This window comes from Mycolicibacterium hippocampi, assembly GCF_010723735.1.
Taxonomy (GTDB): domain Bacteria; phylum Actinomycetota; class Actinomycetes; order Mycobacteriales; family Mycobacteriaceae; genus Mycobacterium; species Mycobacterium hippocampi.
The window spans coordinates 5,368,483-5,383,118 of sequence record NZ_BLLB01000002.1 but is presented as its reverse complement, the minus strand read 5'-3'; the positions used below and the strand labels follow the sequence as shown (position 1 = coordinate 5,383,118).

Here is a 14,636-nt window from a genome sequence, read left to right as displayed (position 1 = left end):
TCACCGCACGTCGTGCGGCCGGAACTGGATGCTGATCCGCGGACCGGTGGGGCGGGCGGTCTTCGGGACGCAGTGTTCCCAGGTGCGTTGGCACGAACCGCCCATCACGAGCAGGTCGCCGTGGCCGTGGCGCAGCCGCAGCGACGGGCCGCCGCCGCGGCGTCGCAGCGCAAAAACCCGGGCCGCACCCAGGCCCACGATGGCGACCATGGTGTCCTCGGTGCTGCTGCGGCCGATGTTGTCGCCGTGCCAGGCGACGCTGTCGTTGCCATCCCGGTAGAGGCACAGCCCGGCCGTCACGAACGGCTCGCCGAGCTCGCCGGCGTAGGCGTCGTTCAGGCGTCTTCTGAGTTGTTTCAGCCGGGGATGGGGCGGTTCGTCGTCGACGAGGTGGTGGAAGCTGACCAGCCGGGGAACGTCGAGAACCCGGTCGTACATCTGGCGGCGCTCGGCCCGCCAGGGGATCGTGTCACGCAGTTGCGCGAACAGTGAGTCGTCTCGAGCGTCGTCCTGGGACAACCATCCGGAACGGAGCTCGAGCCACGCGCCGTCGCCGAGGTCGCGGCGTTCGGCGTGGTCGAACAGAGAGCTTTGCAGAGCCGGCTCCATGAGCCGAAGTCTATCGCACAGGCGTTCGAACTCAGAGCCGGACTGCGCCCGGGCCGTGCTCGGCGAGCGAGTCGCCGGGATTGGCGAGTGCGCAGACCTTCAGGCTCAGGCACCCGCAGCCGATGCAGCCCGTGAGGTTGTCGCGCAGCCGCTGCAGGTGCAGGATGCGCTGGTCGAGGTCCTCCCGCCAGCCTGCGGACAACCGGGCCCAGTCCTTGCTCGTGGGGACCCGATCGGTGGGCAGCGTCGACAGCGCGTCGCGGATCCGCGCCAGCGGGATCCCGAGCCGTTGCGACATCCGGATGAAGGCGACCCGGCGGAGCGTGTCGCGGCTGTAGCGGCGCTGGTTGCCGGTGGTGCGCCGGCTGGCGATGAGCCCCTCGCGCTCGTAGAAATGCAGGGCGGAAACCGCCACGCCACTGCGGACCGCCATGTCCCCGGGAGTGAGCTCCTGTGCCATCTCCATGACCTCAACAATAGTTGAGGTGGGCTGTTTCGGGATACGGTGCTTGATGTGACGGACGTGGTGTTGGGGTGCAATTCCGAGGTCGGTACGCTGCGGGCCGTCATCCTGCACCGTCCGGGTCCCGAATTGCAGCGGCTGACGCCCCGCAACAACGACACCCTCCTTTTCGACGGGCTGCCGTGGGTGGCCAAGGCGCAGGAGGAGCACGACGCCTTCGCGGCGTTGCTGCGTTCCCGCGGGGTCGAGGTGCTGCTGCTCGGTGACCTGCTCACCGAGGCGCTGGCCAACAGCGGGGCCGCCCGGATGCACGGCATCGCGGCCGCGGTCGACTCCCGAAGGCTCGGTCTGCCGTTGGCCCAGGAGCTCTCGACGTACCTGCGCACTCTGGACGCCGCCTCGTTGGCACATGTGCTGATGGCCGGAATGACGTTCGACGAGCTGTCGTTCGGAGAGAACGAACTGTCGCTGGTGAGGCGCATGCACCATGGCGGGGACTTCGTGATCAACCCGCTGCCCAACCTGCTCTTCGCCAGGGACTCGTCGTTCTGGATCGGCCCGCGGGTGGCCATCACCTCGCTCGCCCTGCCCGCTCGGTCACGCGAGACGTCGCTGACCGACGTGATCTATGCGCACCACCCGCGTTTCCTCGGCGTCCGCCGCGCCTACGAGTCGCGGTCGGCCCCGGTCGAGGGCGGCGACGTGCTGCTGCTGGCGCCCGGCGTGGTTGCCGTCGGGGTGGGGGAGCGGACCACACCGGCGGGGGCGGAGGCGTTGGCGCGCAGCCTTTTCGACGATGACTTGGCGCACACGGTGCTGGCGGTGCCGATCGCGCAGGAGCGGGCGCAGATGCATCTCGACACTGTGTGCACGATGGTCGACACCGATGCCGTCGTGATGTATCCGAACATCGTGGACTCGTTGACGACGTTCACGATTCGCCGCTCATCCGACGGGGTGAAGATCGACGGCGCCGCGCCGTTCGTCAATGCCGCAGCCGAGGCGATGGGCATCGGGAAGCTGCGGGTGATCGACACCGGGCTCGATCCCGTCACCGCCGAACGCGAGCAGTGGGACGACGGCAACAACACGCTGGCGCTGGCACCCGGGGTGGTGGTGGCATACGAGCGGAATACCGAAACCAATGCCCGCCTTGCGGATTCGGGCATCGAGGTGCTGTCGATCGCGGCGTCCGAGCTCGGCACCGGCCGCGGCGGGCCGCGCTGTATGTCGTGCCCGGCGGCCCGCGACCCGCTCTAGTTGCGCCGAAATGGGTTTCGCGGTCGTTGAATTCACCTCTCGCACGACCTTCACGTCTGGTTCGCGTTGTGCCCATGCGCGGTGGGGCTGTCGGAGAATGGTTTCTTTTCGGCTCGCCGTCGATGACCTGGAATCGTTGGAGGAGACGATTGCTGTGTTGTCGGATTCGGCCGCAGCCTTGCCTTATTCTTGTGCCTTGCGCGCCGCCGTCAGCGATTGCCGCAGCGCTTCGGCGAGGCGGTCGACGTCGGTATCTGTTGTCGTCCAGTTGGAGAAGGAAACGCGTATCGCCGCTCGACCGTGCCATTCGGTTCCCGCGACCCACGCCTCACCTGTGCGTCGCACGAGTTCTGCCACAAGCCAAGTGCGCTCGTCGCTGTCGTCAGCACGGATCAGGACCTGGTTGAGCACGACGTCGTTGCACACGACAAAGCCGTGCGTGGCCTGGATCATCTGGGCCAGACGGTCGGCATGGTCGCAGCAGCGTTCGATCAGTTGTCGCAGCCCCTGCCTGCCTAGCGAGGCGAACGCTGCGTAGACGGGGACCGCCCGTGCACGCCGGGACATCTCGGGCACAAGGACACCGGGTTCGCGCTCGCTACTCGTGGGAAGATAGCTGGTGTTGGCGCCCAGTGCCGAGCGGGCAGTTCGGCGATCGGCAACGATGGCCAGCCCGCAGTCGTACGGGACGTTGAGCCACTTGTGCGCGTCGGTCGACCACGAATCGGCCAGCTCGACACCTCGAACGAGTGCCGACAGTCGCGGCGATGCACAAGCCCACAGTCCGAACGCGCCGTCAACATGAACCCATCCGCCGTGCTCGCGCGTTGCCGCGACGATCTCTGACACCGGGTCGCACGCTCCGGAGTTCACGTTGCCGACTTGTGCGCAGACGATGGCGGGGTCTGGGTCAGCGGCGAGCGCGTCGGCGAGCGCATCCGCTCTCATGGCTCCTTGTGCGTCGACGGCTACGCGCTCGACGCGGCGCGCTCCCAAACCGATCATCTGCAACGCCTGCAGTACCGAGGGATGGACCTCGTCGCCCACGAGGACGCGAACACGGGGTGCCTGCGCGAGACCATCGGCCTCAACGTCCCAACCTCGCCGCGCTAACAGCACGTGCCGTGCGGAAAGCAACCCGACGACGTTTCCCGCCGTGGCTCCGGTCACGAAACCCACCGATGCTCCCCTGGGCAGCCCGAGAGCGTCAAGAACCCAGCGCTCGGTGACGGCATCGATCGCAGCACCCGCCGGCGAGGACATCCGGCTGTAGGCCGTCTGATCCCAGGTCGATACCAGCCAGTCGGCGGCCAGCGCCGCGGGTAACGTTCCCCCGACCACGAGGCCGAAGTAGCGGGGGCCGGCGCACGCAATCGTTGCCGGACCCAGAGTGGCGGCTAACCGCTCGACTACCTCCACCGCATTCGTGCCTTGGTCGGGCAGCGGCCCGCTCAGGGCATCGACCACTTCGTCGTAGCTGGTGATCGCATCGACCGCCCGGTGTGGGAGACCCGCCAGGTATTCGGTCGCTAGTTCCATCGCCATTGGCAGCGCCGCGTAGATGTCGTCGGTTCGAACCGGGTCAGAATGCTGATCCATTGGAATGATCCTTGTTCTCGAGTCCATGCCGTGCACATGGACGCCGAAGGTCGTTGCTGTTGGGCCGTCTGGTTGGGCGCGTCGTCATCGCTACACTGCACCTCACCCACCAGGCCGGTGAGCGGAATGACGACCTGAAAACCCCATTTCGGCCGGGGGCTAGCGCCAGGAGGGGAGCCAGATCTGCAGGTTCCACGTGCTCTGCGAGATCGGCAGACCCGTCAGAATCGGGTACAGCCAGGCGAAGTTCGTGATCACCAGGGCGACATAGCAGCACACCACCAGCAGCCCCAGCGTTCGTCGCTCGGCGTTCTGCCTCGGTTTGTAGAGGATGTCGCCGAGGATCATCGCGATGATCATCACTAGGAACGGTGCCATCGTGGCCGCGTAGAAGAAGTACATCTGCCGGTCGATGTCGGCGAACCACGGCAGGAAGCCCGCGCTGTAGCCGACCAGCAGCGCCGCATAACGCCAGTCGGCCTTGACGAATGCGCGCCACACCGCCCACGCCAGCACCGGCACCGCGACGAACCACATCGCCGGGGTGCCGACCAGCATCACGGCCTTGACGCACGACTGCGCGCCGCACCCCGGCACGTTCTCGGTCTCGATCGCGTAGAGCACCGGTCGCAGCGACATCGGCCACGTCCACGGCTTGGATTCCCACGGGTGGTGGTTGCCGTCGGCGTTGGTCAGCCCGGAGTGAAAACGGAAGGCCGCGTAGGTGTAATGCCACAGCGAGCGCACCGCGTCGGGGACCGGCAGCACGCTGTCGGGTCCGATGGAGCGGCCCACCTGGTAGCGGTTGGTCCCGGTCTCCGAGGCGAACCAGGCCGCGTACGACGCCAGGTACACCCCGAACGGAATCAGCACCAGCGCGTACAGCGAGGGACCGACGTCGCGGCGAAACACCCCCAGCCACGGCCGCGGAACCCGGTACTGCCGGCGCGCGGCGATGTCGAAGGCCACCGTCATGACGCCGAAGAACATCACGAAGTAGAGCCCCGACCACTTCGTCGCACAGGCCAGCCCGAGCAGCACGCCCGCGCCGAAACGCCACCAGCGGACCCCGAGGCGCGGACCCCATGCCGTCTCGCCGATCCGGCCTTCCAGCAGCGCGATGTGCATCCGTTCGCGCACCTGGTCGCGGTCGACGATCAGGCAGCCGAACGCCGCAACCACGAACACCGTGAGGAACCCGTCGAGCAAGGCGGTGCGCGCGGTGACGAAGCTGACGCCGTCCGCGATCACCAGCAGCCCGGCGATCCCGCCGACGAGCGTGGACCTGCTGATCCGCCGTGCGATCCGGACCACCAGGAGAACCATGACGACGCCGCACACCGCGCCGGAGAACCGCCAGCCCAGCCCGTTGTAGCCGAACATCGCCTCGCCGAGGGCGATCAGCTGCTTGCCGACCGGCGGGTGCACCACCAGCCCGTAGCCCGGGTTGTCCTCGACACCGTTGTTGTGCAACATCTGCCAGGCCTGCGGCGCGTAGTGCTTCTCGTCGAAGATCGGAGTGCCCGCGTCGGTCGGCGACCGCAGGTTGAGGAACCGGGTGACCGCAGCCAGCGCGGTGATGACCGCGGTCATCATCCACCCCTGGAACCGGTCGATCGGGCCGAAATCCGCGACGGGTACCAGCGGCCCCGGGCTGATCACCGGAACCGTGCGCTCGTGAGCGAAGAGTTCGTCCGCGGGGGTACTCCTGCTCCTCACGTCCGCGGTGGCGCTCACGACAGCGATCGTAGGCTGTAGTCCATGTCCCCCGGCCGACTGCTTGTCGCAGCCACCCCGCTGGGGCAGCCGTCGGACGCGTCGGCCCGACTGGTCCGGGCGCTGGGCAGCGCCGACGTGATCGCCGCCGAGGACACCCGCCGGGTCCGCACGCTGGCCCAGGCGCTGGAGGTCCGGCTCGCCGGGCGGGTGGTCAGCGTGTTCGACCAGAACGAGGCGTCGCGGGTGCCTGCGCTGGTCGACGACATCCGCGGCGGGGCGACGGTGTTGCTGGTCAGCGACGCCGGGATGCCGCTGATCAGCGATCCCGGCTACCGGCTGGTGTCGGCCTGTGTCGACAACGACCTGCCGGTGCAGTGTCTGCCCGGTCCGTCCGCGGTGACGACGGCACTGGCCGTCGCCGGCCTGCCGTCGGAGCGGTTCTGCTTCGAGGGGTTCGCGCCGCGTAAGCAGTCGGCGCGCACTTCGTGGCTGCGGTCGCTGGTCGCAGAGCCGCGGACCTGCGTGTTCTTCGAGTCGCCGCGACGGCTGGCCGACTGCCTGCGGGACGCCGTCGCCGTGTTCGGTCCCGAGCGGCGGGCGGTCGTCTGCCGGGAGCTGACCAAGACCCACGAAGAGATCGTCCGGGGGTCGATCGGCGAACTCGCCGAATGGGCCGCCGACGGGGTGCTCGGCGAGGTCACCGTGGTGCTGGCCGGGGCCATCCCGACCGCGGACCCCGAGGCGCTGGTGGCCGACGTGAACCGGCTGGTCGAGGACGGCATGCGGGTCAAGGACGCGTGCGCCCAGGTGGTCGCCGCGAACCCCGGCGCTCCGTCGCGCCGCGAGCTCTACGACGCGGTGCTACGCGCGCGCGACTGACGTCAGCGCGCCGAGGTGACCGATGATCGGCCGGGCCTTGTGCAGGCACTCGTCCCACTCGCGGCCCGGGTCGGAGTCGGCGGTGATGCCGCCCCCGACGCCGAGCACCGCAGTCCCACCGGCGGCGAACTCCACCGTGCGGATCGCCACGTTCAACTCGCAGCCGGCCACCGGCGATGCCAGACCTACTGTGCCGCAATACACGCCGCGCCGGTGTGATTCCCACCCGGTCAGCAGTTCGCGGGCCCGTCCCTTCGGGGTGCCGGTCACCGACGCCGGCGGGAACGTCGCGTCCAGCATGGCCGACATCGGCAGATCGGTGGGCACCCGCGCCGAGACCGTGGACACCAGATGCCACACGCCCGGCGCCGGGCGCACCGCGAGCAGTTCGGTCACCGACACCGACCCGGTGCGGGCCACCCGTCCCAGGTCGTTGCGCACCAGGTCGACGATCATGATGTTCTCCGCGACGTCCTTGACCGACGCGCGCAGCCCGGCCGGGTCGGCGTCTGCCGGCAGCGTGCCCTTGATCGGGCTCGACGTCACTGCCTCACCGCAGCGGCGCAGGAACAACTCCGGCGACAGCGACGCCACCGCACCCCAGTCCCCGGCGACGTAGGCCGCGCGGCCGGGAGCGGTCCGGGACACCGACTCGGCGAAGAAATCGAGGGGGTCGCCGGCGAACGTTCCGGTGAACTGCGTACACACGCAGGCCTGATACACCTCACCGGCGCCGATGGCGTCCAGACAGTCGAGCACGCCCCGGTGGTGGGCCGCACGGTCTGCCTGGCCCCAGACGATCTGAGTGCAGCGGGGGACAGCGGGATTCCGCAGAGCATCCGAAACCCAACCGGAAAGCGCTGCCCCGGAGAGGCTTTCGTGCCACCAGGTGCCGTGGTCGTCACATCGGAGCACGTTGTCGGTCCAACCGCCCGCAGCCTGCGGAATCCGCGGGCCCAGCCCGTCGGCGCCGGCGTCGGGATAGGACAGATACCCGAACCAGCCGCCCCCGACCGGGCCGTCGGTGCAGTGCCCGGATGCGACGTCGAAGACCTCGCCGGCCGGGACCTCCGACGCTGTCAGCGACGGCGCGATGATCGCCCGCGACCCGAACCAGGCGCCGGTCAGGGCGGCAGGAGGGGCCATGCCCTGCGAGGTCGCGGCCGCCCCCAGCGCGCGCAGCACCGACGAGGCATCACCCAAATCGCCGAGTCGCTCGATGCGCACCGACCCAGCCTGACAGACCCGAGCCTGCCGTGGGCTACCGGTTACCGGCCGATCCGGCGGGGCACCATCACGGTGGCCAGCTTCTCGGGGTTGCGCATCGCGTAGAAGTTGGTGATCCGGCCGTCGATCACCTCGAAGGTGACAACCCCCTCCAGATGGTCGCCGAGATAGAGCACCAGGCCGGGTGCGCTGTTGTAGATCGCGGGTTCGACCCTGCCGTCGGAACCGGCCAGCCGGATGAACCCGAGGATGAGTCTGGCCACGCGATCCGCCCCCGCCACCGGCCGGCGGGCCGCGCTGACCTTGCCGTCGCTGTCGGCGGTCCACACCACGTCGGGCGCGAGCATCGCCATCAGGCCGTCGAGATCACCGGTGGCGGCCGCGGTGAAGAACCGAGTGGTGAGCTCGGAGGACACCTTGGCGTCCACGGGCTGGAACCGCTTTCGTCGCGCCTGCACGTGGGCGCGGGCGCGGTGCGCCATCTGGCGCACCGCCGGCGCCGACTTGCCGATCGTCGCGGCGATCTCGTCGTGGGAGAAGCCGAACACCTCGTGCAGAACGAACACCGCCCGCTCGTCCGGGGTCAACGTCTCCAGCACCACCAGCATCGCCATCGACACCGACTCGGCGAGCACCACATCGGCGGACGCATCCTGCTCGGTGAGCAGTGGCTCCGGCAGCCACGGCCCGACGTACTCTTCCCGGCGCCGCGACTGCGCCCGCAGCGTGTTCAGCGACTGCCGGGTGACCAGTTGGGCGAGGTAGGCCTTGGTGTCGAGCACCTTTTTCAGGTCCACGTCGGCCCACCGCAGGTAGCTCTCCTGCAGGACGTCGTCGGATTCGGTTGCGCTGCCGAGGATCTCGTACGCGATCGTGAACAGCAGCGGCCGCAGATGCGTGAAGCGTTCGGCGTGTTCGCTCACGACGGCACCGGTTGGGCCGCCAGCTTCTGCTGGCGCTTTCCGCCCTTGAGCCAGAAGTAGCTGCCCGGTTTGCGGGCTTCCCGGGACAGGAACGAGATCGTGCCCTTGCAGACCGCCTCCTTGATGCTCGCCGCGGCCCGGCCCCCGAGGTAAAGCGGTGTCACGGTGTCGTCGAGGTGAGCGATCTGGATCAGCCCCGCCGACCGGCCGAGGCTGATGCACTGCCCGGTGAAGGCCTGGTTCAACGGCTTCGGCGGGGTGCCGGCGATCCGGCTGAGCACCGTGTTCGCGGCCTGCGCGCCCAGCGGGATCGCCGCCTGGCAGCTCATCCGCAGCGGCAGGTCTGACGGCGCCGTCGCATCGCCGGCCCCGACGACCCGGGGGTCGTCGACGCTGGTCAGGGTTTCGTCGGTGAGGAGTCGGCCGATCGAGTCGGTGCTCAGGCCGCTGCGCACGGCCAGGTCGGGCACGCCGAACCCGGCGGTCCAGATCGTCACGGCGGCGGCGACCCTGCGGTCGTCGGCCAGCACCACCGTGTCGCGCAGCACCTCGGTGACGACCGCCCCTGGACCGTCGATCACGGTGACGCCGAGCTTGGCCATCCGCTTGGCGGCCGCGCGGCGGGCGCGGGTGCTCAGGTAGGGGCCCATCACCGTGCCGCAGATCAGCGTCACGCGCCGGCCTTCCTCGGCGAGTTCGGCCGCCATCTCCAGACCGGTGGGTCCGGCGCCGACCACACAGAGCGGCGCGTCGGCACCACTGGCCGCCACGGCCGCGCGCAGCGGTTCGGCGTGTTCGTATTCCGATATCGGATAGGCGTATTCGGCTGCACCGGGGACCGTCGGGGCGGCGCCGGTGCTGCCCACGGCATAGATCAGGTAGTCGTAGCCGATGCTGCCGCCGGAGGCCAGTTCGACCCGGCGGGCGGAGGTGTCGATCCGCGTCGCGGAGTCCACGGCCAGGTTGATGCCCTCGCCGAGCACCGTGCCGTAGTCGACCACCGCGTCGTCTGATCCGGTCACGAACTGGTGCAGCCGGATCCGCTCGACGAAGGACGGCCGCGGGTTGATCAACGTGATGTCGATGCTGTCGTCGAGGCGCAGGTGGTTGGCGGCCAGGACGCCGGCGTAGCCGCCACCGACCACGACGACATTGGCGACATTGGCGACCTTGGTGTTCTTCTCGTTCATGGTGTCTCTCCTTTTCTCGGACCTGCCCTCGAGACACCGGCGGCGGTCCGGATGTGACACGACGTGACGCGCATCACTTCTGTATAGGAGAAACTAGGAGAAACTCAGTCGCGTTGGAAGCGCGGGAAGACACCGGTGGGGGCGGGGAGCACGGTTCCGGGCGCCAACCGCACCGGCAGCGCGGCGAACGAGCGCTGGTCGCCGGACTGGCCGAGCAGGTCGAGGAGCTTCGCCGTCGCGTCGGGCATCACCGGCTGGCTCAGCAGCGCCGCGATGCGCACCACCTCCAGCGTCGTGTACAGCACCGTGGCGAACCGCACCCGGGCCTCCTCGGTGTCGGTCTTGCGCAGCACCCACGGCTCCTGCGACGAGAAGTACCGGTTGGCCGCTCCGAGCACCGACCAGATCGCCTCCAGCGCGAGGTGCATGGCCGGCACGTCGAAGTGCGCGCGGACCTTGGGGAGCAATTCGTCGGCGAGCGCCAGAAGCTCCCGATCGGCGTCGCTGAACGGTCCGGGCTCGGGCACCACGCCGTCGAGGTTCTTGTTGACCATCGACAACGACCGCTGGGCCAGGTTGCCGAACTCGTTGGCGAGGTCGGCGTTGATCCGTCCGATGATGGCGTCCTCGCTGTAGCTGCCGTCCTGCCCGAACGGCACCTCACGCAGCAGGAAGTAACGCACCTGATCGAGCCCGAACGCCTCGACGAGCGCGACGGGATCGACGACGTTGCCGACGGACTTGCTCATCTTCTCGCCGCTGACCAGCAGGAACCCGTGTACGAACACCCGGCGCGGCAGCTCGATACCGGCCGACATCAGAAACGCAGGCCAGTACACCGTGTGGAAACGGATGATGTCCTTGCCGATCATGTGCAGGTCGGCCGGCCAGTACTTCCTGAAGTCCTCGGAGTCGGTGTCGGGGAAACCGACACCGGTGAGGTAGTTGGTCAGCGCGTCGACCCAGACGTACATCACGTGGTCGGGATGGTCGGGGACGGGCACTCCCCAGTCGAACGTGGTCCGCGAGATCGACAGGTCGCGCAGACCTCCGGAGACGAAGCTGACGATCTCGTTGCGCCGCACGTCGGGGCCGATGAACTCGGGGTGCGCTGCGTAGTGGTCCAGCAGTCGCTGGGCGTAGGCGGACAGCCGGAAGAAGTACGTCTGTTCCTCGGTCCAGGTGACCTCGGTTCCCGTCTCGATGGAGACCCGTGAGCCGTCGGGGCGTTCTTCGAGCTCGTCGTCGGTGTAGAAGCGCTCGTCGCGCACCGAGTACCAGCCCGAGTAGGAGTCCAGATAGATGTCGCCGGCCGCCTCCATCCGCTTCCAGATGTCGACGGATGCCTCGAGGTGGTCGGCGTCGGTGGTGCGGATGAACCGGTCGAACGTCGCGCCGAGACCCTGCTGCATCGCCTGGAACGCATCGGAGTTGCGCCGCGCCAGCTCGGCGGTCGGGATGCCCTCGGCCGCTGCTGTCTGCGCCATCTTCAGCCCGTGCTCGTCGGTGCCGGTGAGATAGCGGACGTCGAAGCCGTCGAGGCGTTTGAACCGGGCCACGGCGTCGGTCGCGATGTACTCATAGGCGTGGCCGATGTGCGGGGTCCCGTTGGGGTACGCGATCGCGGTGGTGATGTAGTACGGCGCGCCGGGGAGTGAGGCAGGGGTGCGCGTCCCCGCGCCGGGGAGTGAGGCAGGCATCAGAAGGCAACCTTAAAGTGTGAGCGGTGAGCTCTACGAAACAGCGGCGCGAGCCGCCGCCCCTCCCGGAGCCGCTGACGCCCCTCGTCGACGCACACACCCATCTGGACGCCTGCGGCGCTGCCGACGCCGACGACGTCCGCGCCATCGTCGACCGCGCCGCCCGGGCGGGCGTGCGGGCGGTCGTCACCATCGCCGACGACCTGGCCTCGGCCCGTTGGGCGGTGGACGCGTCGTCGTGGGATCCGCGGGTGTACGCCGCGGTGGCGCTGCATCCGACCCGGGCCGCTGCTTTGACCGGCGAGGCCCGGGCAGAGATCGAGCGGCTGGCCGCCGATCCGCGGGTGGTCGCGATCGGGGAGACGGGCATGGACATGTACTGGCCGGGCCGGCTGGAGGGCTGCGCCGGGCCCGCCGAGCAGCGCGAGGCCTTCGCATGGCACATCGACCTGGCCAAGCGCACCGGCAAGCCGTTGATGATCCACAACCGGGACGCCGACGTCGAGGTGCTCGACGTGCTGCGCGCCGAGGGGGCGCCCGAGACTGTGATATTCCACTGTTTCTCGTCCGGTGTGGAGATGGCGCGCACGTGTGTGGCGGCCGGCTGGCTGCTCAGCCTGTCCGGCACGGTGAGCTTCCGCAACGCCCGTGAACTGCGGGAAGCTGCAGTGCTGATCCCTTCTCAGCAACTTCTCGTGGAGACCGATGCGCCGTTCCTCACGCCGCACCCGTATCGCGGGGCGCCGAACGAGCCCTATTGCCTGCCCTACACTGTGCGTGCGCTGGCCGACATCGTCGGCCAGACCGCGGAGACCATCGCAGACGAGACCTCTGCGACGGCGGAACGCACGTACGGGCTGCAGAGTTGCCGCTCGTAGACCACTTCGTTACCGTCTTGTAATCAAATGCGTGCCGGCCGCTGTGCTGCGCGTACTGCTCTAGTCGGGGATAGACGACGATCTTGAATGCTTTGAACAGACTTCATCAGACGCGCTCGCCGATGTTGCGGGTGGTTGTCGCCGCGACGTTGCTGGCTTTGGTGTTTGCGGGCGGAACCGCGGTTGCCGCGCACAAGACGGTGACGCTGACGGTCGACGGTGCCTCGATGACGGTGCCGACGATGAAGACCCGGGTGATCGACGTCGTCGAGGAGAACGGTTACCAGGTCGGCGACCGCGACGACCTCTTTCCGGCCGCCGATTCGCCGGTGGAACAGGCCGGGACGATCGTGCTGCGTCGCAGCCGCCCGTTGGACATCTCCACCGACGGCGGCGGCTCCGAGCAGGTGTGGACGACCGCGTCGACCGTGCAGGAAGCACTGGCCCAGCTCGAGATGACCGACAAGGCGCCGGTGGCCGCGTCACGCGGTAGCCGGGTGCCGCTCGGGGGTATGGCGCTGCCGGTGGTCAGCCCGAAGACGGTGCAGATCAACGACGGTGGCGCAATCCGTACGGTGCGTCTGGCCGCACCGAACGTCGCCGCGCTGCTCGACGCCGCGGGTGCTCCGCTGCAGCAAAGGGATACCGTCGTCCCGGCGCCGTCGTCACCGGTGGTCGACGGGATGCTGGTCGAGGTCACCCGGATCCGCGTCGAAAAGGTCATCCAGCGAGTGCCTCTGGCACCGAACAACCAGCGCATCGAGGATGTCACGCTCAACATGAGCCGGCAGATCGTCGAGGATCCGGGACAACCCGGCATTCAGGACGTCACGTTCGCGGTTGCCAAGGTCAACGGCGTCGAAACCGGCAAGCTGCCAGTAGCCAATGTCGTCATCACTCCGGCCCGCGACGGTGTGCTCAGAGTCGGGGCGAAACCGGGCACCGAGGTGCCCCCGGTGTCCAACGGGGCCACCTGGGACGCGCTTGCCCGCTGCGAAGCGGGAGGTAATTGGGCCATCAATACCGGCAATGGATACTTTGGTGGCGTCCAATTTGACCAAAACACGTGGGAGCGCAGCGGTGGTCTGCGCTATGCTGCGAGGGCGGATCTGGCAACTAGAGAAGAGCAGATCGCGATTGCTGAAGTAACTCGGGCGCGTCAAGGTTGGGGGGCGTGGCCGACCTGTAGCGGGAGGATCGGTGCGTCGTGACAATTCGGCTGCTCGGGCGAACTGAGATTCGTCACCTGGCTAAGGCCATGGACTTCCGGCCGCGCAAGTCTTTCGGTCAGAACTTCGTCCACGACGCCAACACCGTGCGCCGCATCGTGTCGGCCTCCGGCGTCAACCGTTCCGACCACGTTCTCGAGGTCGGACCGGGTCTTGGTTCGCTGACGCTGGCGCTGCTCGACCGCGGCGCCAAGGTGACCGCCGTCGAAATCGACCCGGTGCTGGCCCGCCAGCTACCGACGACGATCGCGGACCACTCGCACAGCGAGATCAACCGGTTGACGGTGCTCAACCGCGACATCCTGACGTTCAAGAAGTCCGATCTCACCGAGATGCCGACGGCCCTGGTGGCGAACCTGCCGTACAACGTGGCTGTCCCGGCGTTGCTCCATCTGCTTGCCGAGTTCCCGTCCATCCGCACCGTCATGGTGATGGTGCAGGCCGAGGTCGCCGAGCGTCTCGCCGCCGAACCCGGCGGCAAGGAGTACGGCGTGCCCAGCGTCAAGGTCCGGTTCTACGGCAATGTGCGGCGCTACGGCATGGTGTCGCCGACCGTGTTCTGGCCCATTCCGCGCGTCTACTCCGGCCTGGTGCGCATCGACCGGCACGAGACGTCCCCCTGGCCCACCGATCCCGAGTTCCGTGAGCAGGTGTTCGAGCTGATCGACGTGGCATTCGCACAGCGGCGCAAGACCTCGCGCAACGCGTTCGCCGAATGGGCGGGTTCGGGCAACGAGTCGGCCAGCCGGCTGCTGGCTGCCAGCATCGATCCGTCGCGCCGTGGTGAGACGCTCGCCGTCGCCGACTTCGTGCGGTTGTTGCAGCGTTCTGCGGACTGGCACATCACGCCCAAGGCCGCACCCGCTGCCGAGCAGTCGGTCGAGGAACCCGCGGTCGACGTCGACCAGGCATCGGAGATCACCGCGCGATAGGGCGGGACCGCCCGGGCGTCGGGTGCCC

The 14,636-nt window shown here is 68.5% G+C and carries 13 protein-coding genes; 5 read left to right on the top strand and 8 right to left on the bottom strand.

All coding sequences use genetic code 11. The features are described 5' to 3' along the window. Both G6N53_RS26855 and soxR read right to left on the bottom strand, forming a co-directional pair. Positions 1 to 609 carry an alpha-ketoglutarate-dependent dioxygenase AlkB gene (locus tag G6N53_RS26855; protein ID WP_163894277.1) on the bottom strand — a complete coding sequence of 203 codons (609 nt, stop codon included), beginning with the start codon at positions 607 to 609 and terminating at the stop codon, positions 1 to 3. Positions 610 to 640: 31 nt separating this feature from the next. Beyond that, positions 641 to 1,075, bottom strand: a complete 435-nt coding sequence (soxR, locus tag G6N53_RS26850) for a redox-sensitive transcriptional activator SoxR (protein WP_163894274.1) — start codon at positions 1,073 to 1,075, stop codon at positions 641 to 643. A 48-nt stretch (positions 1,076 to 1,123) separates the two neighbouring features. Here soxR and arcA point away from each other — a divergent pair, with 48 nt between their 5' ends. Further along, entirely contained in the window at positions 1,124 to 2,332 is a 1,209-nt protein-coding gene (arcA, locus tag G6N53_RS26845; RefSeq protein WP_163894272.1) for an arginine deiminase, read from the top strand. A 183-nt stretch (positions 2,333 to 2,515) separates the two neighbouring features. Here the strand turns inward: arcA and G6N53_RS26840 are convergent, their stop codons facing one another. Then, entirely contained in the window at positions 2,516 to 3,931 is a 1,416-nt protein-coding gene (locus G6N53_RS26840; RefSeq protein WP_163894271.1) for a pyridoxal phosphate-dependent decarboxylase family protein, read from the bottom strand. Positions 3,932 to 4,090: 159 nt separating this feature from the next. After that, complete coding sequence (locus G6N53_RS26835; protein WP_163896399.1) at positions 4,091 to 5,650, bottom strand: dolichyl-phosphate-mannose--protein mannosyltransferase; 1,560 nt, start codon at positions 5,648 to 5,650, stop codon at positions 4,091 to 4,093. 42 nt (positions 5,651 to 5,692) lie between these two features. On the opposite strand from G6N53_RS26835, the gene rsmI reads away from it, so the two are divergent. After that, positions 5,693 to 6,529, top strand: a complete 837-nt coding sequence (gene rsmI, locus G6N53_RS26830; protein WP_163894269.1) for a 16S rRNA (cytidine(1402)-2'-O)-methyltransferase — start codon at positions 5,693 to 5,695, stop codon at positions 6,527 to 6,529. Here rsmI and G6N53_RS26825 read toward each other — a convergent pair. From G6N53_RS26825 to metG, 4 genes are all read right to left on the bottom strand, one after another. Continuing rightward, positions 6,512 to 7,756: an aminodeoxychorismate synthase component I gene (locus G6N53_RS26825; RefSeq protein ID WP_163894267.1), complete on the bottom strand. Its 1,245-nt coding sequence runs from the start codon at positions 7,754 to 7,756 to the stop codon at positions 6,512 to 6,514. The two genes, rsmI and G6N53_RS26825, sit on opposite strands and share 18 nt — an antisense overlap. Before the next feature lie 41 nt (positions 7,757 to 7,797). Further along, positions 7,798 to 8,679, bottom strand: coding sequence for an RNA polymerase sigma-70 factor (locus G6N53_RS26820; protein WP_163894264.1), 882 nt, complete (start codon positions 8,677 to 8,679; stop codon positions 7,798 to 7,800). Next, complete coding sequence (locus G6N53_RS26815) at positions 8,676 to 9,869, bottom strand: NAD(P)/FAD-dependent oxidoreductase (protein WP_163894262.1); 1,194 nt, start codon at positions 9,867 to 9,869, stop codon at positions 8,676 to 8,678. Before G6N53_RS26815 ends, G6N53_RS26820 begins: the two co-directional genes overlap by 4 nt. A 104-nt stretch (positions 9,870 to 9,973) precedes the next feature. Further along, positions 9,974 to 11,569 carry a methionine--tRNA ligase gene (gene metG, locus G6N53_RS26810; RefSeq protein WP_163894260.1) on the bottom strand — a complete coding sequence of 532 codons (1,596 nt, stop codon included), beginning with the start codon at positions 11,567 to 11,569 and terminating at the stop codon, positions 9,974 to 9,976. Between the two features lie 26 nt (positions 11,570 to 11,595). Between metG and G6N53_RS26805 the strand changes: the two genes are divergently transcribed. The 3 genes from G6N53_RS26805 (at position 11,596) to rsmA (ending at position 14,608) form a co-directional block, all read left to right on the top strand. Beyond that, complete coding sequence (locus G6N53_RS26805; protein ID WP_163894258.1) at positions 11,596 to 12,447, top strand: TatD family hydrolase; 852 nt, start codon at positions 11,596 to 11,598, stop codon at positions 12,445 to 12,447. 83 nt (positions 12,448 to 12,530) lie between these two features. Beyond that, complete coding sequence (locus G6N53_RS26800; protein ID WP_163894256.1) at positions 12,531 to 13,658, top strand: resuscitation-promoting factor; 1,128 nt, start codon at positions 12,531 to 12,533, stop codon at positions 13,656 to 13,658. After that, the gene (gene rsmA, locus G6N53_RS26795; RefSeq protein WP_163894254.1) at positions 13,655 to 14,608 is read left to right on the top strand and encodes a 16S rRNA (adenine(1518)-N(6)/adenine(1519)-N(6))-dimethyltransferase RsmA; all 954 of its coding nucleotides are present in this window, start codon (positions 13,655 to 13,657) and stop codon (positions 14,606 to 14,608) included. The genes G6N53_RS26800 and rsmA overlap by 4 nt, the downstream gene beginning before the upstream one ends. Positions 14,609 to 14,636 lie beyond the last annotated feature (28 nt).